This is a genomic window from Pseudotabrizicola sp., from assembly GCF_030656345.1.
Taxonomy (GTDB): Bacteria; Pseudomonadota; Alphaproteobacteria; order Rhodobacterales; family Rhodobacteraceae; genus Pseudotabrizicola.
In genome coordinates this window covers 69200-96017 of sequence record NZ_JAUSNR010000014.1, presented here as the reverse complement: position 1 = coordinate 96017, position 26818 = coordinate 69200, and the positions used below count along the sequence as shown (strand labels likewise).

Sequence of the window (26818 nt, the reverse complement as noted above, 5' to 3'; positions counted from 1 at the left end):
GTGCAGGAGATGATCGACATCTGCGATTTCGCCGTCGGCCTGTCGCGCCAGCTGTATGGTCTGACGATAGCAACCGAACGTCCCGGCCACCGCATGATGGAAACCTGGCATCCGTTGGGGGTGGTCGGCGTGATCTCGGCGTTCAACTTCCCGGTTGCTGTCTGGTCATGGAACACCGCGCTGGCACTGGTCTGCGGCAACCCGGTGGTGTGGAAACCGTCGGAGAAAACGCCGCTGACCGCGCTCGCCTCGCAGGCGATCCTTGACCGCGCTCTGGCCCGCTTTGGCGATGCGCCCGCGCATCTGTCGCAGGTGATCATCGGCGGGCGTGAGACGGGCGAGGCGCTGGTGGACGATCCGCGCGTGGCGCTGGTGTCGGCGACCGGCTCTACCCGCATGGGGCGGCAGGTCGGCCCGAAGGTCGCGGCGCGCTTTGGCCGCTCGATCCTGGAACTGGGCGGCAACAATGCCGGGATCGTCTGCCCGTCAGCCGATCTGGACATGGCGCTGCGGGCGATTGCCTTTGGCGCGATGGGCACCGCCGGGCAGCGCTGCACCACGATGCGGCGGCTGTTCGTGCATGACAGCGTTTATGATGCGCTGGTGCCCCGGCTGATCAAGGCCTACGGGTCGGTGTCGGTCGGCAACCCGCTGACGACGCAGGCACTGGTGGGGCCGCTGGTCGACAAACCCGCGTTTGACGCGATGCAGTCGGCACTGGTCGCGGCAAAGGCTGCGGGCGGCACCGTTCACGGTGGCGCGCGCGTGGCCGATGCGGGGCCGGAGACGGCATTTTACGTAAAGCCCGCACTCGTCGAGATGCCGTCGCAGACCGGGCCGGTGTTTGAAGAAACCTTTGCGCCGATCCTCTATGTCATGCGCTTCACCGATCTGCCTGCGGTGATCGAGGATCACAATGCCGTCGGCGCGGGCCTGTCCTCATCGATCTTCACCACCGATTTGCGCGAAAGCGAGCTGTTCCTGTCGGCTTCCGGGTCTGATTGCGGCATTGCCAATGTGAACATCGGCACCTCGGGCGCCGAAATCGGCGGGGCCTTCGGCGGCGAAAAGGAAACCGGCGGCGGGCGTGAAAGCGGCTCTGACGCGTGGAAAGGCTACATGCGCCGCGCCACCAACACCATCAACTACTCCCGCGCACTGCCACTGGCGCAGGGCGTGGTCTTTGACATCTGAGAAAGTGGCATGACCAGCACTTTCCAGCCTGCAGGCCGGATTGCAGGTCTCGGCGTGTCCGAGATCCTGGCGATCACCGCCCGCGCCTCCGCGCTGAAGCGCGAGGGGCACCCCGTCATCATCCTTGGCACGGGTGAGCCCGACTTCGATACGCCGGACCACATCAAGGACGCGGCGATTGCCGCGATCCGCCGGGGGGAGACGAAATACACCAACCTTGACGGCTCCCCCGAAATGAAGCGGGCAATCCGTGACAAGTTCGCCCGCGAAAATGGCCTGAGCTTTGCCCAGAACGAGGTGACCGCCGGGGCCGGGGCCAAGCAGATGCTTTACAACGCGATGATGGCCAGCCTGAACGACGGTGATGAAGTGATCATCCCGACGCCCTGCTGGACCAGCTATTTCGACATCGTGCAGATTGCGGGCGGTGTGCCCGTGGCCGTTCCCTGCCCCGGCGAGGCTGGCTTTCGCGTGTCGGCTGCGGCGCTGGAGGCTGCAATCACGCCCCGCACCAAATGGCTTCTGCTCAACTCACCTTCGAACCCGACCGGGGCGGCTTACGGCGAAGAGCATTACCGCCCGCTGCTGGAGGTTTTGCACCGTCATCCGCATGTCTGGCTGATGGTCGATGACATGTATGAGCATATCCTTTACGACGATTTCCGCTTCGTGACCCCGCTGGCGCTGGACCCGTCGCTGAAGAATCGCTGCCTCACGATCAACGGCGTCAGCAAGGCCTATGCGATGACCGGCTGGCGGCTGGGATATGCGGGCGGTCCGGCAGAGCTGATCGCCGGAATGGCCGTGGTGCAAAGCCAGTCCACATCCTGCCCCTGTTCGGTGACACAGGCGGCAGCCATCGCAGCCTTGGATGGCCCGCAGGGGTTTCTGAAGGACCGGCGCGCCAGTTTTTCCCGCCGACGCGATCTGGTGGTCGATGCGCTGAACCGGATCGACGGCCTCACCTGCCGTCGCCCCGAGGGTGCCTTTTATACCTATGCAAGCTGCGAAGGCATGCTCGGCCGTGTCACCCCGCATGGCAAGGTGTTGCAGGATGACCGCGACTTTTGCGCCTGGCTGCTAGAAGCGGCAAATGTCGCGGTGGTGCCGGGGTCAGCCTTTGGCCTGTCGCCCTTTTTCCGCATCTCCTATGCAACATCCGAGGCGGAACTGACCGAAGCGATGGCGCGCATCACGACCGCCTGCGCCCAGCTTCAGGAGCCTGTACATCCACATCTTCCGCTGCACGCCGCTTCTGGTGCAGATCGTGTGGTTCTTCTATGCGCTGCCAATGGTGACCGGATATACCTTGCCGGACTGGTTCGCGGCGGGACTCGGGCTGACGCTGTATATGGCGGCTTTCGCGGCCGAAATCTTCCGCGCTGGCGTGATATCTATCGAAAAGGGGCAGTGGGAGGCGTCCACGGTCCTTGGTTTTGGTTACTTCACCAAGATGCGCTACATCATCCTGCCGCAGGCGACGCGCCGGATGATCCCGCCGATCGTCAGTCAGATGATCCTTCAGCTGAAGAACACTTCGCTTCTGTCGGTCGTAGCGGTGCCAGACATCATGTATGCGGCAGGGGGTCTGACCATGTCCACCTATCGCCCGCTGGAAGTGTATACCTTTGCCGCGCTGCTCTATCTTGCGATCCTGACGCCGGTAACGCTGCTGGCGAACCGCTTTGAAATCAAACACTGACGGGGGTTGCCATGATAAAGATAAAGAACCTGCGCAAGAATTTCGGCACGCTGGAGGTGCTGCGGGGCATTGATCTGGACGTAGCAGCCGGCGATGTAGCCGTGCTCATCGGCCCGTCGGGCTGCGGAAAATCCACCTTGCTGCGCTGCCTGAACCTGCTGGAAGAGCCGACCTTGGGCAGGCTGGAAGTTGCCGGCCGCCACCTTGAATTCGACGGCAGTGCGCGCATCCGAGAGGCTCAGCGGGCGGCGTTTCGGGCAGCGACGGGCATGGTGTTCCAGAGCTTCAATCTGTTTCCACACATGACAGTGCTGGAAAACGTGATGTCCGGGCCGCTGTACAATGGCATCCTCAACAAGAAAGACGCGCGGGATCTCGCCGCCTCGCTGCTGGACCGGGTGGGGCTTGCCCACCGGCTTGACCTGTATCCGCGGCAGATCTCGGGTGGCCAGTCCCAACGCGTGGCCATCGCCCGCGCGCTGGCCCTGGACCCCAAGGTCATGCTGTTCGACGAACCGACATCGGCGCTGGACCCGGAACTTGTCGGCGAGGTGCTGGACGTCATGCAGTCGCTTGCCCGCGACGGCACAACGATGATCGTCGTGACGCATGAGATGAGCTTTGCGCGCAACGTGGCAAATCGTGTCGTGTTCCTGGATGGTGGTGTCGTTGTGGAAAACGGTCCGCCGGATCAGGTTCTGGGGGCACCAAAGTCAGACCGTTTGCGGACCTTTCTGTCGAAGGTAGGTCATGGCTGACCGTGGTCAGGTGCGGACATGACGCGCACCGGGTTTCTGGATTTCGATGAGGCCCGAGCACAGGTGCGGGGGCTCCTGGCGCGTGCACCGTTCGGCTGCATCGATCGTGGCACGAAAGCAGTGGAGTAAACCCCACCTGCCGGGCCACTGGGGGCATCGGACCTAAGCCGCCTTGCGGGCGAATTGGATTTCGAATTCCTCGGGGGATCAGTATCCGCGGCCGGAGTGTGTTCACTTGGCGTTGTAGACCTGCTTGATGTATCGGGGCACGCGGGTGGCCACATCAGCAAAGGTCTCGTATCCGTCTCGACAGACCTCGCAGACTTCTTGGCGGCCCATAACTTCGCCCAATGGCTCAAGACGCTGAACGGCCTCATGCCCTGCGAATACATCAGCAAAATGCGGACATCCGAGCCAGACCGATTCACCCTAAACCCGATTTACCAGATGCCGGGACTGCACACCCAGCGCACCGCACGGGCACACCAGGCGGATCACAAGCGCAATCATGAGCGTTTTCACAGCATGCGCTGATATTCGAATGTCCACTTTGGCAACAACATATGGGCGTCTGGTTCGACCCCTCGAGGGTTGATTTTGAGCTCGGAATACCGGGCAAGAAAGGGATGGCGCGCGGGGGATGGTTCCTCTGGCTCCCCGCGAAATCGCGGGAAGAGGTTGGGATCAATGAGAGGCCCTCACGCATTGTCCGGGGTCAGGCGGCCAGGTCCGCGCCCCCTGCCCTATCGTTGTCCTCACCGCCGACGATTTCGAGCCGCGCGTTGCGACAGCCTTCCCGTGCGATCCAGAGCTGCCGGACGTAGTCACGATAGACCGCCAACCTGCCCCCCGATCAAGCGTGAAGAACGCGTGCACGTCGGCCGGATTAAAGATCAATGGCCGCGCCTCAAATGCCTCCATCGCCATTTCAGGATCAGCGAGCCATGCGTCGATCTCTTCGGGGTGTTTCTCCTCCACCGCGCGATATTCGGTGAGCAGCGCCGCATGGGCCGCAGTTTCCTAATCGGTCATCGGCGCGGCATCACCGGCGAGACGTCGCAGACGTGGCTGTAGCCTCAGGGCATGTCTGTCGCGACCTCGACACACTTCCAGCCTTCGGCGACGAGCGCTCCGGCTTACGCCTGAAGCTTCCCGATGATGAGCTGGGCGAGCAGGGCAGGGACCACCGAGGCAAGCTTCAGGCGTTGCGTGGCCATCAGCAGCGTGACGAAGAAGGCCGCTGCAATCGCTTCCTTGCCCTGACCCTTTTCGCGCAAGGCTGCGAAAACGCGACACTGGTCGAGCGGATGCAGAGCGGCACGCTGCATGTTTTCCGCCATCGAGTCGTCCCCGGCGAGACCTTCCGGTGCCGCAACCCGCGCAACGCAGGGGATCGGCGCGGCCTTCGCCAGTCGCTTTTGCATCACCAGCAGCGACAGCAGGGATTTCGGACATGCTGGTCTGTACGCCATCAGCATCAAGCACAGGCCGGACGTTCAGACGCAGCGGCAGTCCACGCCGCACGTTGGACTGGCTTAGCATGAGCTTATCCAAAGGGCTGGACAGGCACAGGGTGACTTTCTGGGCCGCTTTGACCATCAGATCTTCTCCACGACGGATGCCGGAAGCCACTCGCCATATCTCATTCCACGTCACTCTTCACCCTTCAGCCCTTTCCCTTGGAGATACCGCCCAGCTGTCAAAACTCAACTTAACAGCTGTTAAGTCACTTCAACAGGAAGGGCGGGGACAAACTTAACAGCTGTTAAGCCGCACTTCGCCTGCCGATTAGCGCCATAACCATCGGCCCGCAGGAAAACTCACCCGCAGCAGCTTTTGATGTCAGCGCACGGAGGTACCCGCCGGGCGATCTGATGTCGGCAAAGCGTTCCAGCATCGCCACGATGACGATCGATGCCTGTTCCGGCCCCATGAAACGCTGCGCTTCTTCCCAGGCGGATGCACTGATCCCCATGGCTGGCCGCACATGACATGCCGCGTCAAAAAGATGATGCCAATGTCGGACATCGCCCTGATAGAAGGTTTTGAGCGACGGACACCCCGCGATCACCAGATGGAGCGGGATCTTTGGTATCCCTCTGGTATCAATATCTTCAAGGTCAGCCTCGGCCATATCAGGCTCAGGTGCACCGGCTACCGTCCTGCCTTGTTCTAAGGCCGGTTCAAAATCTATAGAGTCTTTATTTGAATTATGATGATGACGCTCATAACGGGCATCATTGGTGACCATTTCTTCTGTTTCAGGGCCATCAATAACGTTGCGCGCCTGATCGAGAAGAGACACAAGTTCAGTGCTATACGCCGATAGATCCTCAAGCGAAAGCTTGCGCCGAAGCGCCCGGGCAGTGAGAGCGGCCCTGTCACGGAGCTGGTCCCATAAGCCAAGACCGGGCTGTATTTCCTCGCCGAACTCCGCCAGGGCGGCCAAGTCGCGGCGCATCAGGCTCACCACCTCTCTGAGCCGCCGCACACGGTCCTCGGCCTCACGCACGGCCTCTGCGGCCCGTGCAATCTCCTCTGCCCGGCAATAAAGCGGGGAGAGATCGAAGCCGAAGGCCACGCGATCTTCACCACGCTTGCGTACATACCGCTTCCCGTTGGGGCTATCGCGCCGCACGAGCAAGCCGGCCTCTACCAACCGGGCGAGGTGACGGCGCATCGTCGAGCAGGGCATGCCATTCAGCCGTTCGCAGATCGCCTTGTTGGAGGGGAAGACGACCATTTCGGTGTTCCCGCCAAGCGCATCGTCCGGAAAGAAGCTGATAAGACCCTGAAGGACGGTCAGATCGCGTTCAGAGACCGCAAAGGCGGCCTGCGCTTTGGACAGTTCGCGAAGAAGTTGCCACTTGTTGACGGGCTTGCCCGGGACAGATGCATCGGGCCGCTCGATCACACGCAGATGCGCGTGCGATATCGGCCGCATAAACGGCGAAATCGGTGTGTACTCCATGATGTCATTCACGAAGGCAAAATTTCCCTGGTCCGCGAATCGCTTTGCGCTTGCGGGAAAGGGGCCAGATCGCTACATTCAGAGATGCGAAAACTGAAGTTTTGTAGCGGGCTGATCCCATGCGAAACCCAAGAAAGGTCTCGTGAAGCTTGCTTCTCGGGGCCTTTTTCTTTTCTGCCTGTCTCGTGCCTCCTTTTTGGTTGTTGCTCTTCCTCAGTCTTCCGAACGCTTCCAGCGCTCGTGAAGCTCGGCAATCAGCTGTGAGGCGTTGCCCTCCAGCCAGCTGACAAAATCGCTGTCCTCGGCCTTCAACTCGAGTTTGAGTTGCTTGCCACGGCGTCCGGTCGTGACAGTTGCGGCACCGACCCCCGGAATGACCGTGCCCGACCGCGCGGGCGGGCGGGACGACGATATGGAGTGTTCAGGCTTTCCAGCGGCGGAGAGGACGGACAAAAATGCCTGATCGGATTTCTCGTCAATGCCACCTTGGTGGGTGGTCTTGGCCTCACCGGCCAAGGCTGCAAGCTTGTCGCGATCAGCATCCGTAGCCCCAAGCAGCTTTTTGAGTTCTTCCCATCGGGGCCGGCCGATGCCTGGCGCGGCACCGATGGCAAAGACCAAGTTCTCCCCAACGGTACGTACCACGCTCAACAGCTGCGAAACTCCCGCCTCGGTCAGATTGAGAACTTCGGCAACACCCTTGTTCGTGCGCTCGGATGAACTCAGATGATCACCATCGAGCAACGCTGCGGCAACGAGCGCACGCTCGATGAAGCTCAGATCCCGCCGCTCCTGGTTCTCCAAAAGCTGATCGCGCAGCGCCTGATCACCCTCCACCTCTGTGACGATGGCGCGGACTTTGACTCCAAGCTCTCTGCAAGCTTCGAGTCTGCGGCGGCCATAGATCAGGCTGTAGCGATCACCCTCAAGCGGACGGACGAGGATAGGTACCCGCTGTCCATTTTTGGCAATCGACGTCTTGAGGCCCTCGATCTCGATCTGCAGCCGGTCTTCGAGCCGACCTGCAGTTTCGATATGACCGGGGTCAATTTCGAAAACGCCACCGCGAAGCCTCCGCCCTTCAAGAGCGTCAGGAGCATTGCGCAGGGTCTGCAAGGGCAGACCCAGTTTAGGTTTTCTTGCCATTGCGGCCCCCATTCTTGGCCCACGTGTTCTGAATGATCGCAGCGATCTCGTCGTTCACCGCGTTCATGGAATCAATGGCGCGATCAAAGGTCTGGCGCGTGAAGTCTTTCTTTTCGGCTTCGTAGAGGGTCTGCTTTGTGAGTCCCGCATCCGAAATCGCAGTCGATTCGACCATGTGGTTGGTCAGGACAGACCTGCCGAAAAGACCCCGGATGAAGGCAATCACTTCGGTTTGCGGGGCGTCACCCACCTTGTATCGGGTGGGCAGGAAACGCAGCCAGTCGAAGCGAAGGTTTGCGCCGGCGTCCCGGATGACGCCAAGCAGATCAGCGGTCATGCGCAGGAATTGCGACATGGACATCAGATCAAGCATTTGCGGGTGAACGGTTACAAGCACCCCAGAGGATGCTGACAGGGCGGACATGGTCAGGAAGCCAAGCTGCGGCGGGCAGTCGATGACGACGACGTCATAATCCGCTTCGACGCTGTCGAGCGCGTCTCGCACACGGGCAAAGAAGGCGCGTGCGCCACCGCGCTGGATGGCTGCCGGCGTTTCATGCTCGAACTCCATCAGTTCGAGGTTGCCGGGAATCAGGTCAAGTCCGCGGATGTAGGTCTTGCGGATCACGTCCAAAATCGGGACCGGCTCGTCATAGCGCACTGCGTCATAAAGGGTTCCACCCTCCATCAGGTCCAGTTCAGGTTGAATGCCATGCAGCGCGGAAAGGGAGGCCTGAGGGTCGAGATCAATCGCGAGCACCCGGTACCCCTTGAGCGCAAGGCGCTGCGCAAGGTGAGCCGATGTCGTCGTCTTACCCGAACCACCTTTAAAGTTCACGACAGAGATGATGTGAAGCTCGTCACCGGCACGACGGCCCGGCACGTAGGTTCCAGGCTTCTTCGCGTTTGCCTCAAGTGCGTGGCGGATTTCCCAGACATCATCCAGCGTATACCGACGGTGACTTCCCGCCGTCGTCTCGACGTCAGCAATCTTTCCTTCTCGATGAAGCTTGCGAAGGTAGGTATGATCGACACCAAGCAACTCGGCCGCTTCACCGCTGGTCAGGCTGCGCATGACTTTCTTGGCGTCGGGAGGGAAGTGGGCGGCACGTTGCGCGTGAAGGTTGGACGCGAGAAGCTCTGCGTAATGCCCGATGGCAATGTCTAGGTCCTGCTCAGCTTCGCTCATCTCTGCCTCGATCCGTGGGCGCGGTTTTTATGTGACCACGCGGTATTTTTCGAGACTATTGCCTGAGCAACCAGATTCGCGCAAGCCTTTTCCACATTTTGTGTCTTGGCGTGTAGCAAGCACAAGGAAGATGGATGTAGTTGGTCAAGCTAGCTGGCATTAGGGGGAGGTCGTCTTCACAGCGCTGGCGGTCGCGGAAGGTCAGGATCAAAGTCATGAAACGGGGCAACCCCCTGGCGTCCCGCCTGCCGGTAAGGCTCGTCAGGGAGCTTGGTCTGGCGGAAGGTGATAGGACCGACTTGATCCGTAACAATGGTGTTCTGCGGGTTCGGTGCGCGCCGCGCACCCGTGAGGTGCTGGATAGTTTGCAACAGTTCCGCAGCCGATTCCCCGCCAATGAGCGGCCTTGGCCGCGATGATGCCCACAGGCGGCGAGGGCAAGCACGGTCATCCTGACTGCTGGGGACGGGGTGAGTTAACGCCCAGCTCGACACAAACGGGCGCAGCGTCGGGACGGGCCAAGAGCTGACATCAAGCCCTACAGATTGCGCAACTGGCCCACGGCGGCAGGCAGAGGCATCGCGCGCAAACCATCGCCCGTCGGAACCTCCCGGTCATCGGCATAGACTGCCATCTTCTGATGTCCTCGACTGCCAGGTGAAACCACGCGACACCTTGGGTGCAGTGGTGCGCTTGATTCCGATCGCCCAGATCTCACCCCCGGAAAGCCGCAGAACAAGGTCAAGCTTAGCCCCGGTCGCAGTCCGGTAGAAGAACGGCTCGGTCCCCATTGGCGCGGCGGCGATCAGGGTCTCGATTCAGAACCCTTCCCAGCTCCAAGGTCTCGCCGGCCATCGGGTGATGATCCCGATGGGCTTCGTGGCGCTTGGCGGGAAGCTCAGCTGGACCCTTGCGGCCAGTTGCGCATACCTGGCGGCGCACCAGCGGCATGGTAGTGATCGTGCTGGTGGTGGTGCTTTTGCTAAATGTCACCATCTCGATGACGGCCGCTATCCAGACCCTTGCCGACAGGCGCATCGCCGAGCCGCTGGCGCTGGATCTGCTGGCGGCCAATGCTGATCATGATGCCTATGTGATGGCCTGCTTCGAAGATATCGCGCTGGTTCAGGCCCGGCGCTTTCTTCAGGTGCCGGTCGTCGGTGCGGTCCACGCTGTCGCCACAGGCGGCGTTCGGGTCAGAAGGCGGCAGCCTGCAGTAGGGCAGGGCAGGGGGGCAAGAGCGCGGATATCCAGCACACATCTCTCGTCCTCCTTTCCCGCGATCAGAGCGCTCGCGCGGCCCCGAGAGTGATTTAGCTGCGGCAGCCGTCATGGAACTGCGCGTATCTTCTTTAAGTTCGATAATGCAACCTTACCGGACATAAAAAGACCTTTCAAAGCTAGGCGGTTATGGCTATTTTTTCTGCTATAAGCGCCGCACCAGTTCAGACAGTCTGTATGAGTTTTGACCGCGACACCTGCATCAACGATCTGGTGCCAATGCCACGGATGCCCTTCTGGTGACGCGGCGCGAACCGAAACATCGGGAAATGTTGCGCTTTTTGTCACGCGCGGCGCTGGCACACCTGCATATTATGTTGGTGCAGGACTGAGGCCCCCAACCTGTGTTGCGAGAGCAGCTGGCGCTGCGCGCAGCAGGCCCGTGTGGCCCTCTCGGGGCGTTCCTAACGGGCAGGGGAGCTGCGCGACGCGGTGCTGCGTCCCGGCGATCTGCCCGTGGAGAAACCTACGTGGTTTGGCGTCGCGCGGTGGAACGTCCGGTTTCAATCAAGGCCCTCAGCCGGGCACTATCGGAACTTCAGGCCGCGCGGATCACGAGCTGGCGCGATGCAGGGCAGGGCGCACTGGTCACGGGAACTTTCCGGCGGGCAGCGACAGCGGGTTGCGATTGGCCGCGCCATCGTGCGTGATCCGCAGGTGTTCTTGTTTGACGAACCGTTGTCGAACCTGGATGCCGCCCTGCGCGCCGCGACACGGGTCGAAATTGCGCGTCTGAAGAAATCCATGCCCGATACCACGATGATTTATGTCACCCATGATCAGGTGGAGGCCATGACGCTGGCGGATCGTATTGTGGTCCTGCGCGGCGGCAGGATTGAACAGGTTGGCCGCCCCATCGACCTTTACCGCCACCCCGCCAATCTGTTTGTGGCGGGCTTTGTCGGCTCTCCGGCGATGAATGTGCTGCCCGGGCGGATTGAGCAGGCGGGCGAGACTTTGGCCCTGCGTCTGGCAGACGGGGGGCTGCGGCATCTGCCGCTTCGGCTGGCCGCCCACCGGGCCGGAACACGGGTGCATCTTGGCATCCGCCCCGAAGATCTGCATCTGGCTGCGGGGGCAGAAGAACCGCTCCTGCACGGTCGTATCCTGCTGATCGAACATCTGGGAGAGGTGCAGATCGTACATGTGGAATCGCAGGCCGCAGACGAAACACCTTTGCTGGTCAAGGTTCCCGGCACCATGCAGCTGGCCGAAGGTATGACCGTGGCCCTTGCAGCAAGTACAGATGCGATGCGCTTTTTCGACGCTGACGGCATTGCATTGCATGACTGCAGCGCACACGGATGGGCTGCGGCAAATGGCTGATCTGAACTCTGTTGGTGAGCTGGTGTTGGTCACCCCTCAGGCCAACATAACATCCTGAGATTGCTGCGTCCGGTTGCTCGCCCTCCGGCCGCTCAGGGTCGGGTATCTCTGCATCTATGAGAAAGTTGGCAGATCGTCGCGCTTACCCGCGCATTCCGCACGTTCACCACAGTCGCCGCCGTTGCTGACGGGGCGGCGTTGATGTTGTGGTGGGTTGCGATCCCAAGGAAATGCTCGACGAGATCCAGCATCGCCTGGTCGTCATTTGCCGCTACCAATCTCATCACATCTCCAAGGGCGCTGCGCCCAACCGATTCGCACTGTTGTCGCGCGGAATCGAGGTCTCAGTTTGTCGGCGCAGAGAAAGTTGTGCCCTAAATCCAACACACGTGCCTTTTTTAGGTCACATTTTGTTGCGGCACCCTTGCCAAGCTGTTGATTCAACTGGCCTGTCCTGCAAGGGTCGAAGCAGGGTTGAGTGCATCGGCAGAGACTAAGTCCCGTCGATTGTTCCACGCTACAATTAGAGATTGTTTTTTGTTGGCAAGCACATCTGGTAGTTACACCGGACCACGTACGATCAGAGAGATGTGCTTCGTATCCCCGAGTCCTCAGCGATGCTGGCCCGAAGACGGGGTGCCAATCTGGAAACATTGTGAACGGGCCGGTTTCACTGTTTCCGAAAGTCCTTGCAATGAAGGCGTCCAAGATTAACGTATTGTTAACTAATGCGTTCGCCGGAGCGGGCCACCGCCAATCAAACCCTGGAGACTTTCTTGCATGCCGTCACACATCAGTGCTGAGGGATCTGATCCCATGCCGTTTCACGCGGAACCGTCCGAACGACAAACCCTTGTCGACTGGACCACATACGCGACGGCCTATGATTTGTTGTCGCAGCATAACCCTGAATATCAGGCGCTCCTGCATGGTTTCGAGGCGTTTCTCGGTACGATAGAGACGCCACAGTTGATCTATGACATCGGGGGTGGCACCGGGAACTACACCCAGATTGCAGCCCGCGTCTTCCCCGAAAGCGAGATCCGCTTTGTCGAGCCCGACGCCGGCATGATCGGCGCGGCGAAGGCCAAAATGGCAGCCCACGCAAACATCAGTTACGACACCCTCTCGATCGAAGACCTTGATGCCACGGCCAAGGCGGATCTTGTGATCTGCGTGCACGCGCTTTACGCGATGCCCGCGCCAGAGCAGCGGCTCCGCGACCTGCGTCGGTTGCTGCGCCCGGGCGGCTGGCTCTACCTCGTTGATATCGGCCGTCATCTGGACGTTGCCGATTGGCGGACGTACCTGTTTTCTCACCTCAGAAAGCAACACGGACTTGCTGGCGCGCTCCGCATCCTGTGGCAGGGTCGGGAAATCGCCAAACAGAACAAGGCCATCTTCAGGGCGCAGCAAGAGGGCGTCTACTGGACGCACACCGGGGCAGAGCTCGCAGAGGCAGCCAGTGCCGCGGGATTCGAGATTGTAAGTCAGCAGCCCGCCTATCGTGGGTACAGCGACCTGCTCGTATGCCGTGCAAACCCGTAGTCGCGCCGTGGCAGAGAAAACAATGATGAACGACAACGTGTTCGAGGCGCTGAAGCACTCACGCTACAAGGTTTTTACCGACAAGCAGGATCTGGAGGCGATCTATCGCCTGCGCTACAAATGCTATCGCGCCGAAGGATTGGTTGCCGAAAGTGAACGCGCCATCATGACGGACGCCTTCGACCAGAACCCGAACTGCGTTCACGTCGCGATTGAGGTGGATGGAGAGATCCGCGCGGCAATGCGGCTGCATCTGTTGTCCAGGCTTTCGGCTGTTTCGCCGTCGCTGGAGGTTTTTCCCGAGATTGCAGACCATCTCAACCGGGGGAAGACGGTTCTCGATCCGACCCGTTTCGTCATTGATCCTGCTGCCCGGAAAATGCGGGTGCCATTGCACTTTCTTGCCCTGCGCATCCCGTTTCTTGCTGCAATGTTTTACGATATCGATCTGGCACTTGCCTCTGTGCGGACCGAGCATATCGCGTTCTACCGGCGGCACCTCGGCTTTGAGCTGGCGCTGCATGCACGCGACTACCCCGGGCTGAAAAAGCCCCTGCACCTGTTGACCAGCAAATTCCGGGAACAGCGCGACGCGGTTCTGGCACGCACGCCGGTTTTTGGGCCGGTGGACCAGGTTCCGCATGCAAATATTGCGTTTCCGACCCTGTCAGGAATTTATGTTGCCTCCAAGGAGGGCCGGTCCGCAGCGGCCTGAGCGCAGCATCGCGTGGATTTGTCGCCACGATGCAGCGACATCGCGGCCCAATGTCGATTGCGGCACAGGCCGCAATCTTCGGCCGCCTCTTTGCGTTTCGCTTGCGAAAGAGCATGAAAGGGGGAATCCCGCTTTTCACCCAGTTATGGCCGAATTTTGACACATTGCCGCTGTAGGAAACAATTCCACAGTAGTGTCAGAGGCATGAATGAAGTACCTGAACGCGTTTAGGGAGCCTTGGGAGAGCTGGCTCATCTCGACGGGGCGCGAGCAGCAGATCAAAGACTACGTGGTCCTCCTCAACCAGGTGGTCTGGCAGCGTCAGGCGAGCTTTTTCGCCGCAGCTTTGCTGGCGGCGTTCTACTTTGATCCGATCATGACCTTTGCATCTTACTCTGTGGTCGTCCTGACCGAAATGCTTGACCTGATGCTTGGACGCAAGTCCAAGGCGTGGGATGGGCAAGATCCGGTCGTGGGTCAACAGATTCTTAAGCGCATCGCCATTAATACCGTCCTCAGCGCGTGTGCCATCAGCGTCTTTATCGTCAGCATTGCGGTTCAGCAGACATCGGGCGGGCATTTCACGCCGCTGTTTTTCCTGTTCTCCGCAGCGCTTTTTGCTGCGATGTACAATAGCCAGATGATGGGCATCCTGCTGTTGCGTCTGGCGATCTACGGCTGTGCATTTCTCTTTATCGCGTTCCTGGATGTGGTGCGTTACTCGCCGGCGCTGAGTTCCCCGATCTGGCAGGAGTTTTTCACGATCATCTTCGTGCTGTATTTCCTGGCCGACATGTCAGTGAAGTTCTACCGGAACTACCAGGACCGGCTCAGCCAGATGACGTTGATCAAAGAGGAAAATGAGCAGACCAAGGCGGCGCTGGAAATCAAATCGCAGTTCCTGTCCACCGTCAGCCACGAGCTGCGCACACCGCTGACCTCAATCATCGGTGGGCTTGACCTTGTGAACAACGGCGTCTTCGGCGAGGTGCCAGAAACCCTCAAGCCCGTCATCAGCATTGCGGCCAAGAACGGCCATCGGCTCGGCAAACTGATAGATGACCTGCTCGACCTGCAGAAGATCGAAGCTGGCGAGATTGTGTTCCATCTCAAGCAGCTAGATGCGAACGGTCTGGTGAAAGAAGCCGTTGAATCCACCACAGGCTATGCCGACAAACTCGGCATTCAGGTCACGATCCTGCCGTGCCGTGACGATTGCCAGATCCTTGGTGACCGCAGCCGCCTGATTCAGGTGATGAACAATCTGCTGGCGAACGCCCTCAAATTTTCGGGCCCTGGCGGGACGGTCAAGGTTGGCGTAGAGACCTTTGACACCCGCGTCCGCATTTCAGTTCAGGACGAAGGCGTCGGCATTCCGGCCGGTGCAAAGGACCGGGTGTTTGGCAAGTTCAGTCAGGTGGATTCGTCCGATGTGCGCAAGGTCGGCGGGACCGGCCTCGGCCTCAACATCTCAAAGCAAATCGTCGAGCGCCATAGCGGCACCATCGATTACACAAGCGAGCTGGGCGTCGGTTCAACCTTTTGTATCGAATTTGACCGCGTGACAGACAAAGACGGCGCAAGTGTCAGCCCCGAACCGGCCGCAGAGCTGGCCAGCTGGAACAGAGTCGCGCAGGCAACGTAGGCGCGGTTGAGCACGACAGCGCTTACCCACCGTCCGATTGCAAACTCATGTGGCTCTGCCAGAGCGCACGGAGTTGATTGGCAAGGCTCATCGGATCGAACGGCTTTGGTATGACATCCAAAGCCCCATCGCGGAGAAGGGCATTGGAAAAGTCTTCGCTGACCCGCGCGGTCATGAAGACAACCGGCACATCCCTCAGGCCGGGCAGTTCGCGAAGCCGGCGCAGCGTCTCTTTGCCATCCATCTCGGGCATCATGTAGTCTAGCAGGAACATGTCCGGACGAAAGGACTCTGCCTTTTCAAGTGCACTTTTGCCCGAATCGCATTGCAACAGGTCAAACTGACCGATCAGCTTCAGCGCCACGTCGGCTATGAACAAAACGTCTTCGGCATCATCTACATGTAAGATCCGCTGCAGCTCTCTCATGACGTCGTCCTCAGCATGTGTCGGTCTTCATCCCAACTTGAGAGCAGATTGCATGGTATATACATAACTTCCAGCCGATTATCGCATCTGATTGGGCAGCGGCCTTGAAATGGTGTGCAACTGCCTGGCAGAGCGTATTTCGCTGGCAATCGAATTGGCGACGGTCGAGGGCACCTACGCCAGCGAAGTTACGTTGATTCCGACCGTTTGAAGGGGGTCTGTCGGGTGGCCTCACCCCAAGGTGCGAATGCGCTTGGCCTAGCGGGAGAAACCATCGGCGGGACACAGTCAGGATCGCGCAGCACTCAGATCCTGCGGGCCTGTGCCACCAATGACCGGGCCAGCCGGGTGGCCGCCGCGACGCCGTCAATCACGGCCATGGGCGTGCCGTGCGCAAGCTGCGTTACCAACGGTGCCATGCCGGCACAGCCCAGAACCACAGCTGAAATTCCGTCCTCGGCACCGGCCAGCAGGATTTCCTGATCAAGCCGCGCGATGGCGGCGGGGCTTGCCTCATCCACCTCGAGCACCCCCAGACCGCTGGCCCGGACCCGGGCCACCTGATCGGCAAAGCCATAGGCCGCGATGTTGGCGGCGATGACCGGCACCGACACCTGCAACGTCGTGATCACCGACACCCGGTGCCCCAGCAGGGCGGCCACGTGGAACGCGGCCTGACCGATGCCGATCACCGGGCAATGCGCCGTCGCCCGGATCTGTGCCAGCCCGGTGTCGTCGAAACAGCCGATCACAATGGCATCAGCCCCCGCCTCACGCGCCGATGGCAACATGGCCAGAAGGCCAGCCACGGCCGCCGCGCCATCCTCTGGTCCCTGAATCGCGGGGGGGCCGCCGGTGTTGGTCCAGCCGGTGATCTGTGCTTCGGGATCGGTGGCGCGCGCGACCGCGACCATGGCTTGCGTCATGGCGACGGTAGAGTTCGGGTTCAAAAACAGCAGGTTCACAAGGTTATACCGCCCGCCCTGCATCCGACCGACGCCGCGCGCGTCGCCGGTTCATGACTACCGCCGTCACCAGAAACACCCCGATGATGACCAGCGAGAACAGCGTGGTCAGCGTGCCAAGCGCAAAGATCACCGGGGTGGTCACGTTGGTGGTCATCCCGAAAATCTCCAGCGGCAGGGTGTTGTAGCTGCCGGCTGTCAGCAGGGTCCGCGCGAATTCGTCATAAGAAAGGGTAAAGCCAAACAGGCCGACCCCGATCAGCGAAGGCGCGATGATCGGCAGCACCACATGCTGCAGGGTCTGCCACGGGGACGCGCCCTGATCGCGGGCCGCCTCCTCATAGGCGCTGTCAAAGCGGTTGAAGACCGCGAACATGATCAGCAGGCCAAAGGGCAGCGTCCATGTCAGTTGCGCGCCAAAGCCCGACCCGGACCAATGCACCGGCAACCCTGCCTGACTGAACATCAGCCCCACCCCCAAGGAGATCAGGATCGACGGGATCACCAGACTGGCGATCACCAGCTGGAACAGCAGCGCCGACCCGCGAAACCGCTTGCGGAAGGCAAGCCCGCCCATCACCGACACCACCAGCGTCGTGACCATGACCATCAGCCCCAGCACCAGCGACCTCCGGAACGATCCCCAGATGTCGCCGACCTGCTGCTGTTCAAACAATTGCCGGAACCAGTGCAGCGAGGTGCCGCGCATCGGAAAGGTCAGCCCGCCCGATGGCCCCTGAAACGACAGGATGCCGATGGTGATGGTCGGGCCATACAGAAAAATCAGGAACAGGCCGAAGACCAGCGACAGCCAGTAAAACGAACGCGGGCGGCGGTCCATCACAGCTCCTTCCGGATGTCGACAAGGCGCAGCAGCGCGGTGATCACCAGCAACACGGTGACCAGCAGCACAATGGCCGTGGCCGCGGCCGAGGGGTATTGCAGCAGGGCGATATCATTCGAAATCAGCCGCCCGACATTCGCCGATTGCGAGCCGGACATGAAGCGCACGGTGATGAAGTCGCCCATCACCAGCGTCACCACAAAGATGGTGCCGATCATGATGCCGGGCTTGGTCAGCGGAATGATGACGTTCACCAGCGTCTGAAACCCGGTGGCCCCGGCATCATTCGCCGCCTCCAGCAGGCTGCGGTCAATGCGCATCATGGTGTTGAAGATCGGCACCACCATGAACAGCGTGTATAGATGCACAAAGGCAAGGATCACCGCGAAGTCGGAAAACAGCAGCCATTCCAGCGGCGCGTCGATCAGCCCCCAGTCCATCAGTGTCGAATTCGCAATGCCGTTGCGGCCCAGAAACGGGATCCAGCTGATCATGCGGATGATGTTCGAGGTCAGGAACGGGATGGTGCACAGCAGGAACAGCAGGGTTTGCCAGGTCTGGCTGCGTATGTGGAAGGCAAGGTAGTAGGCAATGGTGAAGCCCAGCGTCAGCGTGATGGCCCAGGTGATCGCGGCATATTTGAAGGTGTTGAGGAACACCCGGTAAGTCACTGAAGATCCGAACAGAAATTCATAATTCTCAAATGAAAACGCCGGGACGATGGCGAATTCGGTCGCCGTCCAGAAGCTGATGATCAGGATCATCACGATCGGCAGGATCAGGAACACCGCCAGCACCAGCGCCACCGGGCTGGCCAGCAGCCAGCCTGTCACATGCGGGGATTTCAGAAGACGCTGCATGGCGGATGCTCCGAAGGTGGGGAAAGGCAGGGGCCGAACGGGCCCCTGCCGGGTCAGCGCCTCAGGCGGCGATGAATTCGTTCCACTTGCGGACCATGTACTGGTTCTCGTCCATGACCGAGTTCCAGCAGGCCACGCGGCCCATCCGTTCGTCAAAGGCACCGCCGTCGCGCACATCGCCGGTGCTGGCCAGCACGTCGCCCGTGGGCGAGGTGATGTCACCTTCCGCCGGTTTGCCTTCGAACCAGTAGCCCCATTCGTCGGCGCTCATGAACTCTTTCGAGGTTTCGGGCACGGCCGAATAATAGCCCTGACGCATCAGATAGCCGCCGACCCAGCCCGAGAGATACCAGTTGATATATTCATAGGCCGCATCCAGCTCCAGCCCTGACAGGTTCGACGACAGGCCGATGCCGCCGCCCCAGCTGCGATAGCCTTCCTTCAGCGGCTGGTAGACGCAAGGAATACCGCGCGACTTCACCGCAGTGATCGCGGGTGACCACATCGACTGGATCACCACCTCGCCCGATGCCATCAGGTTGACGCTTTCATCGAAGGATTTCCAGAACGCGCGGAACTGGCCGGCGCGCTTGGCTTCGGTAAAGATCGCCATGGTCTTGTCGATCTCTTCCTTGGTCATGTTGCCCTTGTCGCCATAGGCGATCTCGCCCATCGCTTCGCAGACCATTGCCATGTCCATGATGCCGATGGACGAGATGTCCAGCAGGCTGGCCTTGCCCTTGAACTCGGGGTTCAACAGCTCGGCCCAGCTGTCGATGGGGCGGCCGATCAGGTCGGGGCGGATGCCGAGGGTATCGGCGTTGTAGATGGTCGGGATCAGAGTCATCCAGCCGGACTCGTTGTCCGCGAAATCAGTGCCGCCCGGCCCGGAGGTGAAGCCGACGGTGTGGGGCGCGGTACCTTGGGCGACCACCGACTCTGGCGTCAGCTTGCCATTGCGGAAAATGCCGACGATCTTGTCGTAGTTCACGATTTTTGAAGTATCCATCGCCTGAAGGTTGCCGGTAGGCCAGACCTTCTTGCAGATCCAGTATTCGATATCGGCGATGTCAAAGCTGCCCGGCTGGGTGGCGGCGCGCTGGGTGACGGCGTCACTGTCCAGCGCGGTCATTTCCAGCGTGAAGCCCAGATCTTCCTTCACCTTCATCGCCACGTCATTCAGGTTCGACACCCCGGTGCCGAACTGACGAAGGGTGATATTCTTGATGTCCTGCGCCCAGATCATTGGCGCGGGAAAGGCACTGGCTGCCACGGCGGCCCCGCCGGTCTTGAGGATGGCACGGCGGCTGTATCGCATCTTGCTCATGTCTTGGTCCCTTCGTGGTTGTGTTGTGATGTCAGGCGGTCAGCGGGTGCAGGTCACTGTCCTGCCAGCCAAGGCGGACAGTCTCGCCCGGTGATCTGGGGGCGGCGAAGAATTCTGCTTCGGGGATGACGGCCAGAATGTCCTGATCTCCGGCCGAACGGGCGGTGACCGCGACATGCGTGCCCTGATATTCGACCGCCTGCACCACGGCTTCGGTCCCCATGTCAGACAGGCGCACAGCATCGGCGCGCAGGGCGAACTGGCCCTGCGGCAGGCTGATCACATTGTGCCCGCCCATGAAGCGCGCGACAAAGGCGGTGCGCGGAGCGTTGAACACCTCGCGCGCGGGGCCGGCCTGTTCGATTTTTGCCTTGTTCATCACCACCACCTCGTCGGACAGCGCCAGCGCCTCGTCCTGACCGTGGGTGACGTGAATGAAGGTGATGCCCAGTTCGCGCTGAATCCGCTTCAGCTCTGCCCGCATCCGGATGCGCAGGAACGGGTCCAGCGCGGAAAGCGGTTCATCCAGCAACAGAACCTGCGGATTGGTGATCAGTGCGCGCGCCAGCGCCACGCGCTGCTGCTGTCCGCCCGACAGTTGCGCAGGCAGCCGGTCGCCAAAGGCGGACATATCCACCAGTTCCAGCATCTGGCCCGCCCGGGCCCGGCGCCTGGCCGCGTCCTCGCCCTTCATCTTCAGGCTGAAGGCGACGTTGTCGGTGACGGTCAGGTGGGGGAACAGCGCATAGGACTGGAACATCATTGCCGTACCGCGTTTCGCCGGCGGCAGGGCTGACACGTCTCGCCCGCCCAGAACTATGGCACCGTCCGTCACGCTTTCATGTCCCGCGATCATCCGCAGGGTCGAGGATTTGCCGCAGCCGGAGGGACCAAGCAGGCAGATATAAGTGTTGCCCCGAAAAAGATGCGTCACCGCATCCACCGCCACTGCACCGCCCGCGTAGCGTTTGGATACGTTCACCAGTTCGATATCGTCGCCACTGCGCATCACGGTTCCTTTCGGCTTTGTCTCATGATGAATAAATTCTGCGATGCAGCGTCATGAATCTGCCGTCCGCAGCGCGGGCATCAGTAAATTGATGAAAATTGACGCAGTTGCGCAAGCTGGCGATGCAGATCTGATACAAGATTGTATACGATAGCGGCGACGATCCCCCACACCGGGTGACCCTTGTCTGTGCGCGCAGAAGGGCACAGACTCAAGGCAACGACGACAGGCAGGCTGATGACCGAGGCAAGACACCAAACGCACCCCCCGCAAGAGCCATCCAATGGCGGCAGTGCCCATGTCGCCGAGAAACTGGCGCTGGCAATCCATGAACACCGGATTCTGCCCGGCACCAAACTGTCCGAGGATGAGGTGGGTGAGGTGTTCGGTGTCAGCCGCACGGTCGTGCGCGCCGCTCTGCAGCAGCTGTCGCATGACCAGCTGATCACGTTGAAACGCAACCGTGGTGCCTTTGTCGCCCAGCCCAGCATTCATGAAGCACGCGAGGTGTTCGAGGCCCGCGCCCTGCTTGAGCCGCGCACGGCACGGTCGGCGGCCGAGCGGACCACCGCAGCCGACATCGCGCGGTTGCAGACCCATATCGACGCCGAACATGCCGCACTTGCAGCGGGGGATGTCGGTCGTGCGGTCTATCTGTCAGGCCAGTTCCATATCGAAATCGCGCGCATCGCCCAACAGGACACGATCCGCGAGTTCATCACCCAACTGGTCGCCCGGTCTTCACTGATCATCGCACTGTATTGGCAGCGGCGCAGCGCGCTGTGCGAAAGTCATGCCCACAGCGCCCTGATGCGGGCGCTGGCCGCACAGAATGGATCGCTTGCGGAAGAGGTGATGCAGGGCCACCTGCTGGACCTTGTGTCCTCGCTCGACCTGCAGAACCGGGCCGCGCCGCCGCGATCCCTGCATGAGGTGTTTGGCGACCGATGATGTTACGGCAGATGACGCTTGGCGATCTGGAAACGGTGCTAGACTGGGCCGCTGCCGAGGGCTGGAACCCGGGGCAGGGGGACGCGGCGGCATTCCGGGCCGCCGATCCGCAGGGGTTTTTCATGGCTGAACAGGATGGCCGGCTTGCGGCTGCGATCTCTGTGGTCAACCACGACGCGGATAACGCCTTTCTGGGCCTTTACATCTGCCACCCGGACTTTCGCGGGCAGGGGATCGGTCTTGCGCTGTGGACCCACGCCCTGCGCCACGCCGGGAAGCGCAGCGTCGGGCTCGACGGCGTGCCCGCGCAGCAGACCAAATATGCGAGAGCGGGGTTTCTCTTCACGGGCAGCACGGTGCGGATGGAGGGCACGATGCATGTTCAGACCGGAGGTCAAAATCCCTCGCTGCGCCTGGCAGACCCGGGCGATGCTGGCGCGCTACTCGCACTGGACCGGGCAGCGGTGGGGTACGCCCGTTCCGCCTTCCTGTCCGGTTGGGTCTTGCAGACACCGGGACGCCGTACGGTCGTGGCCGACGGACCGGCGGGTCCCATCGGCTTTGCAACCGCCCGTCTGTGCCGGTCCGGTGGCAAGATCGGCCCTGTCATTGCGCCGGACACGGCAACCGCGCTGGCGCTGATCGCCGCTGCAGCCCGGACGCTGGATCTGAATCGCGTCGCACTTGATGTGCCGCAGCAGAACGCCGCATTGGTGAACGCGCTCCGCGAGGTGGGCTTTGCTGAAACGTTCCGCACCGCCCGCATGGTCCGCGGCGCGCCGCCAGGACAGACCGCCAGTCTGCAGGCAGTTGCCACGCTGGAGCTGGGATAGGAACGGGTTCAGGCCCGCATGATATGGCCCGGGGTGAGTGTCCAGACTGTTGACGCCGACACCAGCCATGCCGGGCAGGGTATCCATGTGCGTTGATGGGGTTGCAGCAGCGCATGCACGGTCTTTACGTGCCCTTTGTCCCGCTCGCAGGAACTGGCCCGACCTCTGCAATTTGCGTACCGACCTTCAGAGGATACGAAAACCCCTGACGAGTCCGTTCTGTCCGGTGGGGTGCTAAAGCGATATACCTTTGCGGAAACTAAGGGGGGCGCATGGTCCGGGCAGTGATGATCCAGGGGGCAGGCTCGAATGTCGGCAAGTCGATGCTGGTGGCCGGACTGGCCCGCCTTTTTGCGCGTCAGGGGCTGCGGGTGCGGCCCTTCAAGCCGCAGAACATGTCCAATAACGCCGCCGTCGCCGATGGTGGCGAAATCGGGCGGGCGCAGGCCTTGCAGGCACGGGCCTGCGGGGTGCGGCCTTCGGTGCACATGAACCCGGTCCTGCTGAAACCCGAGTCGGAAACCGGATCGCAGGTGATCGTGCAGGGCAAACTCTGGACCACGGCGCGGGCGCGTGACTATGCGGCGCTGAAACCGCGCCTGATGGCCCCGGTGCTGGACAGCTTTGCGCAAATGTCGGCAGAGGCCGATCTGGTGCTGATCGAAGGCGCGGGCAGTCCGGCCGAGGTGAACCTGCGGGTGGGTGACATTGCCAATATGGGTTTTGCGCGCGCCGCCGGGGTGCCGGTGGTTCTGGTCGGCGACATCGACCGGGGCGGTGTGATTGCGCAACTGGTCGGCACGCAGGCGGTGATCGACCCCGCTGATGCCGCCATGATCCGGGGGTTTCTGATCAACAAGTTCCGCGGTGACCCCCGCCTGTTCGACGACGGCTATGCCTTTGTCGCAGAGCGCACCGGCTGGCCGGGGTTCGGTGTGGTGCCGTGGTTTGCCGACGCGCATCGTCTGCCCGCCGAAGATGCGCTGGACTTGCACGGCACGCGCGGCACCGGGCCGTTCCTGATCGCCGTGCCGCACCTGTCGCGGATCGCCAATTTCGACGATCTTGATCCTCTGGCCCAGGAACCCGGCGTGCGGCTGGTCATGGTCGCGCCCGGCCAGCCGATCCCGGTTGAGGCCGGTCTGATCATCTTGCCCGGCAGCAAGGCCACCATCGCCGATCTCGCCTTTCTGCGGGCGCAAGGCTGGGACATCGACATCGCTGCAGCCCTCCGGCGCGGGGCACGGGTGCTGGGTCTGTGTGGCGGTTACCAGATGCTGGGCCGTACAGTTTCCGACCCCGGCGGTATTGAGGGGCCGCCAGCATCGGTGGCGGGTCTGGGCCTGCTGGAGGTGGACACCGTGATGACAGATGACAAGCGGGTGACTGAAACGGCGGCGCTGCACCTTGGCAGCGGTCTGGCGGTGCACGGCTATGAAATCCACATCGGGCGCACCAAAGGCCCTGATGCGGCCCGTCCGATGTTCACAACAGAGGGCCAGCCCGAAGGGGCCACAAGCGCAGATGGCCGCGTGATGGGCAGCTACCTGCACGGCATGTTTTCCGCAGACCCGTTTCGCCGCGCGTTCCTGACCGGGCTGGGAGCCACAGCGGGGACGGCCAGCTATGAAGCGGGCGTCGATGCGACACTGGACCTGCTGGCCGACCATCTGGAGGTGCATGTCGATTGCGCCGGGCTGCTGGCGCTGGCGGGGCAGGGTGTTTAGAACTCCACCCCCGGCTGCGCCTTGATACCGGACCGGAACGGATGCTTGATCAGGGTCATCTCGGTCACCAGATCGGCTGCGGCGATCAACCCTTCCTTTGCGTTCCGTCCGGTCAGTACGACATGGGTCAGGGGCGGCTTTTCATCCGCCAGAAAGGTCAGCACCTCTTCGAGGTCCAGATAGTCATAGCGCAGTGCAATGTTGATTTCATCCAGCAGAACCAACCGGATCTGCGGATCGCGGATCAGCTCTTTCGCCTTTTCCCAGCCGGCGCGGGCGGCCGCGATGTCGCGCGCCTTGTCCTGCGTTTCCCAGGTAAAGCCTTCGCCCATCGCATGAAACTGGCAGATGTCGGCGAAATGCCCGGTGATCAGCCGACGTTCACCCGTGTCCCATGCGCCCTTGATGAACTGTACCACCGCACAGGGCATGCCATGCGCGATGCAGCGCAGGATCATCCCAAAACCCGAAGAGGATTTGCCTTTTCCCGCCCCGGTATGGACGATGATCAACCCTTTTTCGCCGGTCTTGCCCGCCATATTCCGGTCACGTGCGGCCTTGATGCGGGCCATCTTGCTGGCGTGGCGGGCGAGGTCGGCAGAGTCCTCCGCCGACGATATGGGGTCGGTCATCATCATTCCTGTTCTTGACAAGAGGGGGGCTTAGGTTTTTGGTGGCCCCGTGTTGGTTCCTGTTTATGACAGGCGAAGAGGGAATGCGACAAGGGTTCCAAAGACCCCCAAGCGCAGCCGCCCCCGCGACCGTGACCGGAAAGGGTGCCCGATCCACTGGCTGAAAAGCTGGGAAGGGGGGCATCCGTTGGGAGAAATCCCTGACTCCGCAAGCCGGGAGACCTGCCAGCACAGAATTTGAACGGGCGGACGGGGTGTTCCGCGACCGGTGCAATGGTGCGGCCGGCTTTGTGCTGCCCCCTGCTCTGGCGTGTCCCCATCTGTCAAGGAAAGGGGACTGCCGATGTCGGCCACTTTACATGTCTGCACGACCTGTCGCGCCGGAGAACCCGTCGTCGATGGCCAACCCGTGCCCGGTGCGCGGCTGCACGCGGCGCTGCTAGCGCAGGGCAAGGCGGCGGGGGTGCGCATCGTTTCAGTCGAATGTCTGTCGGCCTGCAGTGCGGGCTGCGCGGTGTCGCTCAGCGCACCGGGGGCGTGGTCCTATGTCTATGGCCGCCTGACCGAAGCGGATGCACCGACCATCCTTGACGGGGCCGCGCGCTACGGTGCCACAGCAGACGGCATCGTGCCCTGGCGGGACCGCCCCGAGATTTTCCGCAAGCAAAGCCTTGCCCGTATCCCCCCGCTGGAGGCCGCCGAATGACCACGCTGACGCAAGATCTGTCGAAAATCCCCGTGACCATTATCACCGGCTTTCTGGGTTCCGGAAAGACCACGCTGATCCGCCACCTGATGGCCAATCCGCAGGGCAGGAGGCTTGCCATTCTGGTCAATGAATTCGGCACGATGGGGGTGGATGGTGATATTCTGAAATCCTGCGCCGATGAAAGCTGCCCGGCCGAGAATATCGTGGAACTGGCCAACGGCTGCATCTGCTGCACTGTGGCCGATGATTTCATCCCCACGATTGAGACGCTGATGGCGCTGCCCGTGCGTCCCGACCATATCCTGATCGAAACCTCGGGTCTTGCCCTGCCCAAGCCCCTGCTAAAAGCGTTCGACTGGCCGGCGATCCGGTCGCGCATCACGGTCGATGGTGTGATTGCATTGGCCGATGCCGAGGCAGTGGCGGCAGGCCGGTTTGCGCCGGATCTGGCGGCGGTCGATGCCCAACGCGTCGCCGATCCGTCGATCGACCACGAAACCCCGCTGTCCGAGGTGTTCGAAGACCAGATCCTGTGCGCCGATCTGATCCTGCTGTCCAAGGCCGATCTGGCTGGCGCGGCGGGGCTTGCAGCCGCCCGCGCCACCATTGTGGCCGAGATGACCCGCAGCGTGCCGATGCTGCCGATGACCGATGGCGTGATCGATCCACGCGTGGTTCTGGGCCTGAAGGCCGCCGCTGAAGATGACCTTGCCGCCCGCGCCTCGCATCACGATGGCGAAGAGGATCACGAGCATGATGACTTCACCTCGGCAATCATCGACCTGCCCGAGGTGACCGATCCCGACGCCCTGAGCGCCGCCATCGCCCGTCTGGCCGCCGAACAGCGCATCCTGCGGGTCAAGGGCTATGTCGCGGTGGCGGGCAAGCCATTGCGGCTGCTGGTTCAGGCCGTGGGCGGGCGGGTGCGTCTGCAATACGACCGGCCCTGGGGCGACACCCCGCGTGCCTCGCATCTGGTGGTGATCGCGGAACAGGCCGACATTGACCTTGCTGCCATCCGCGCGGTGCTGGTTCCCCAAGCTCCGGGGGCCTGAGCCG

Annotated in this window: 24 protein-coding genes, 2 pseudogenes and 1 riboswitch; of the genes and pseudogenes, 15 read left to right on the top strand and 11 right to left on the bottom strand. The window is 61.5% G+C overall.

Features of this window, described 5'->3' with window-relative positions:
- From Q7J44_RS07950 to Q7J44_RS23270, 5 genes and pseudogenes are all read left to right on the top strand, one after another.
- On the top strand, positions 1–1194 hold a 1194-nt coding region (locus Q7J44_RS07950), incomplete at its 5' end, for an aldehyde dehydrogenase family protein (RefSeq protein ID WP_304878698.1).
- A gap of 9 nt (positions 1195–1203) precedes the next feature.
- Positions 1204–2376 (top strand): annotated as a pseudogene (locus Q7J44_RS07945) (pyridoxal phosphate-dependent aminotransferase); the annotation flags it as partial.
- Between the two features lie 76 nt (positions 2377–2452).
- Complete coding sequence (locus Q7J44_RS23275; protein ID WP_370692973.1) at positions 2453–2896, top strand: amino acid ABC transporter permease; 444 nt, start codon at positions 2453–2455, stop codon at positions 2894–2896.
- A gap of 11 nt (positions 2897–2907) precedes the next feature.
- Positions 2908–3654 (top strand): amino acid ABC transporter ATP-binding protein, encoded by a 747-nt coding sequence (locus tag Q7J44_RS07940; RefSeq protein WP_304878697.1) that lies wholly within the window; start codon positions 2908–2910, stop codon positions 3652–3654.
- Between the two features lie 183 nt (positions 3655–3837).
- Positions 3838–4188 (top strand): hypothetical protein, encoded by a 351-nt coding sequence (locus Q7J44_RS23270; protein ID WP_370692972.1) that lies wholly within the window; start codon positions 3838–3840, stop codon positions 4186–4188.
- Positions 4189–4468: 280 nt separating this feature from the next.
- On the opposite strand, the pseudogene Q7J44_RS07930 reads toward Q7J44_RS23270, so the two are convergent.
- The 4 genes and pseudogenes from Q7J44_RS07930 to repA all read right to left on the bottom strand — a co-directional run.
- Positions 4469–5253 (bottom strand): annotated as a pseudogene (locus Q7J44_RS07930) (DNA-binding protein); the annotation flags it as partial.
- Between the two features lie 166 nt (positions 5254–5419).
- Complete coding sequence (gene repC / locus Q7J44_RS07925) at positions 5420–6625, bottom strand: plasmid replication protein RepC (RefSeq protein ID WP_304878699.1); 1206 nt, start codon at positions 6623–6625, stop codon at positions 5420–5422.
- A 213-nt stretch (positions 6626–6838) separates the two neighbouring features.
- Entirely contained in the window at positions 6839–7771 is a 933-nt protein-coding gene (gene repB / locus Q7J44_RS07920) for a plasmid partitioning protein RepB (protein ID WP_304878696.1), read from the bottom strand.
- On the bottom strand, positions 7755–8960 hold the full coding sequence (gene repA, locus Q7J44_RS07915) for a plasmid partitioning protein RepA (protein ID WP_304878695.1): 1206 nt from the start codon (positions 8958–8960) through the stop codon (positions 7755–7757). Before repA ends, repB begins: the two co-directional genes overlap by 17 nt.
- A 949-nt stretch (positions 8961–9909) precedes the next feature.
- On the opposite strand from repA, the gene Q7J44_RS07910 reads away from it, so the two are divergent.
- From Q7J44_RS07910 to Q7J44_RS07890, 5 genes are all read left to right on the top strand, one after another.
- Positions 9910–10272: an aspartate/glutamate racemase family protein gene (locus Q7J44_RS07910; RefSeq protein ID WP_304878694.1), complete on the top strand. Its 363-nt coding sequence runs from the start codon at positions 9910–9912 to the stop codon at positions 10270–10272.
- A 536-nt stretch (positions 10273–10808) separates the two neighbouring features.
- The gene (locus Q7J44_RS07905) at positions 10809–11567 is read left to right on the top strand and encodes an ABC transporter ATP-binding protein (RefSeq protein WP_370692971.1); all 759 of its coding nucleotides are present in this window, start codon (positions 10809–10811) and stop codon (positions 11565–11567) included.
- An 816-nt stretch (positions 11568–12383) separates the two neighbouring features.
- Positions 12384–13115 carry a trans-aconitate 2-methyltransferase gene (locus Q7J44_RS07900; RefSeq protein ID WP_304878693.1) on the top strand — a complete coding sequence of 244 codons (732 nt, stop codon included), beginning with the start codon at positions 12384–12386 and terminating at the stop codon, positions 13113–13115.
- A gap of 22 nt (positions 13116–13137) precedes the next feature.
- Entirely contained in the window at positions 13138–13830 is a 693-nt protein-coding gene (locus Q7J44_RS07895) for a GNAT family N-acetyltransferase (RefSeq protein ID WP_304878692.1), read from the top strand.
- Between the two features lie 208 nt (positions 13831–14038).
- Complete coding sequence (locus tag Q7J44_RS07890; protein ID WP_304878691.1) at positions 14039–15475, top strand: cell wall metabolism sensor histidine kinase WalK; 1437 nt, start codon at positions 14039–14041, stop codon at positions 15473–15475.
- A gap of 22 nt (positions 15476–15497) precedes the next feature.
- Here Q7J44_RS07890 and Q7J44_RS07885 read toward each other — a convergent pair whose 3' ends face one another.
- The 6 genes from Q7J44_RS07885 to Q7J44_RS07860 all read right to left on the bottom strand — a co-directional run bounded on the left by Q7J44_RS07885 (position 15498) and on the right by Q7J44_RS07860 (position 20907).
- A complete protein-coding gene (locus tag Q7J44_RS07885) occupies positions 15498–15902 on the bottom strand; it encodes a response regulator (protein WP_304878690.1) in 405 nt (134 codons plus the stop codon).
- 305 nt (positions 15903–16207) lie between these two features.
- Positions 16208–16867 carry an aspartate/glutamate racemase family protein gene (locus Q7J44_RS07880; protein WP_304878689.1) on the bottom strand — a complete coding sequence of 220 codons (660 nt, stop codon included), beginning with the start codon at positions 16865–16867 and terminating at the stop codon, positions 16208–16210.
- Between the two features lie 4 nt (positions 16868–16871).
- The gene (locus Q7J44_RS07875) at positions 16872–17708 is read right to left on the bottom strand and encodes an ABC transporter permease (protein ID WP_304878688.1); all 837 of its coding nucleotides are present in this window, start codon (positions 17706–17708) and stop codon (positions 16872–16874) included.
- Complete coding sequence (locus Q7J44_RS07870) at positions 17708–18571, bottom strand: ABC transporter permease (protein ID WP_304878687.1); 864 nt, start codon at positions 18569–18571, stop codon at positions 17708–17710. Before Q7J44_RS07870 ends, Q7J44_RS07875 begins: the two co-directional genes overlap by 1 nt.
- Before the next feature lie 61 nt (positions 18572–18632).
- Positions 18633–19898, bottom strand: a complete 1266-nt coding sequence (locus Q7J44_RS07865) for a PotD/PotF family extracellular solute-binding protein (RefSeq protein ID WP_304878686.1) — start codon at positions 19896–19898, stop codon at positions 18633–18635.
- 31 nt (positions 19899–19929) lie between these two features.
- Positions 19930–20907, bottom strand: a complete 978-nt coding sequence (locus Q7J44_RS07860) for an ABC transporter ATP-binding protein (RefSeq protein ID WP_304878685.1) — start codon at positions 20905–20907, stop codon at positions 19930–19932.
- Positions 20908–21144: 237 nt separating this feature from the next.
- Between Q7J44_RS07860 and Q7J44_RS07855 the strand changes: the two genes are divergently transcribed.
- From Q7J44_RS07855 to Q7J44_RS07845, 3 genes are all read left to right on the top strand, one after another.
- Complete coding sequence (locus Q7J44_RS07855) at positions 21145–21858, top strand: GntR family transcriptional regulator (RefSeq protein WP_304878684.1); 714 nt, start codon at positions 21145–21147, stop codon at positions 21856–21858.
- On the top strand, positions 21858–22691 hold the full coding sequence (locus Q7J44_RS07850) for a GNAT family N-acetyltransferase (RefSeq protein ID WP_304878683.1): 834 nt from the start codon (positions 21858–21860) through the stop codon (positions 22689–22691). The genes Q7J44_RS07855 and Q7J44_RS07850 overlap by 1 nt, the downstream gene beginning before the upstream one ends.
- 272 nt (positions 22692–22963) lie before the next feature.
- On the top strand, positions 22964–24418 hold the full coding sequence (locus tag Q7J44_RS07845; protein ID WP_304878682.1) for a cobyric acid synthase: 1455 nt from the start codon (positions 22964–22966) through the stop codon (positions 24416–24418).
- Here the strand turns inward: Q7J44_RS07845 and cobO are convergent.
- Positions 24415–25050, bottom strand: coding sequence for a cob(I)yrinic acid a,c-diamide adenosyltransferase (gene cobO / locus Q7J44_RS07840; RefSeq protein WP_304878681.1), 636 nt, complete (start codon positions 25048–25050; stop codon positions 24415–24417). The genes Q7J44_RS07845 and cobO overlap by 4 nt on opposite strands.
- A 36-nt stretch (positions 25051–25086) precedes the next feature.
- A riboswitch (cobalamin riboswitch) is annotated at positions 25087–25295 on the top strand.
- Positions 25296–25393: 98 nt separating this feature from the next.
- Between cobO and Q7J44_RS07835 the strand changes: the two genes are divergently transcribed.
- Together Q7J44_RS07835 and cobW are read left to right on the top strand one after the other, a co-directional pair.
- Positions 25394–25756 (top strand): DUF1636 domain-containing protein, encoded by a 363-nt coding sequence (locus tag Q7J44_RS07835; protein ID WP_304878680.1) that lies wholly within the window; start codon positions 25394–25396, stop codon positions 25754–25756.
- A complete protein-coding gene (gene cobW / locus Q7J44_RS07830) occupies positions 25753–26814 on the top strand; it encodes a cobalamin biosynthesis protein CobW (RefSeq protein ID WP_304878679.1) in 1062 nt (353 codons plus the stop codon). Before Q7J44_RS07835 ends, cobW begins: the two co-directional genes overlap by 4 nt.
- Positions 26815–26818: the final 4 nt, after the last annotated feature.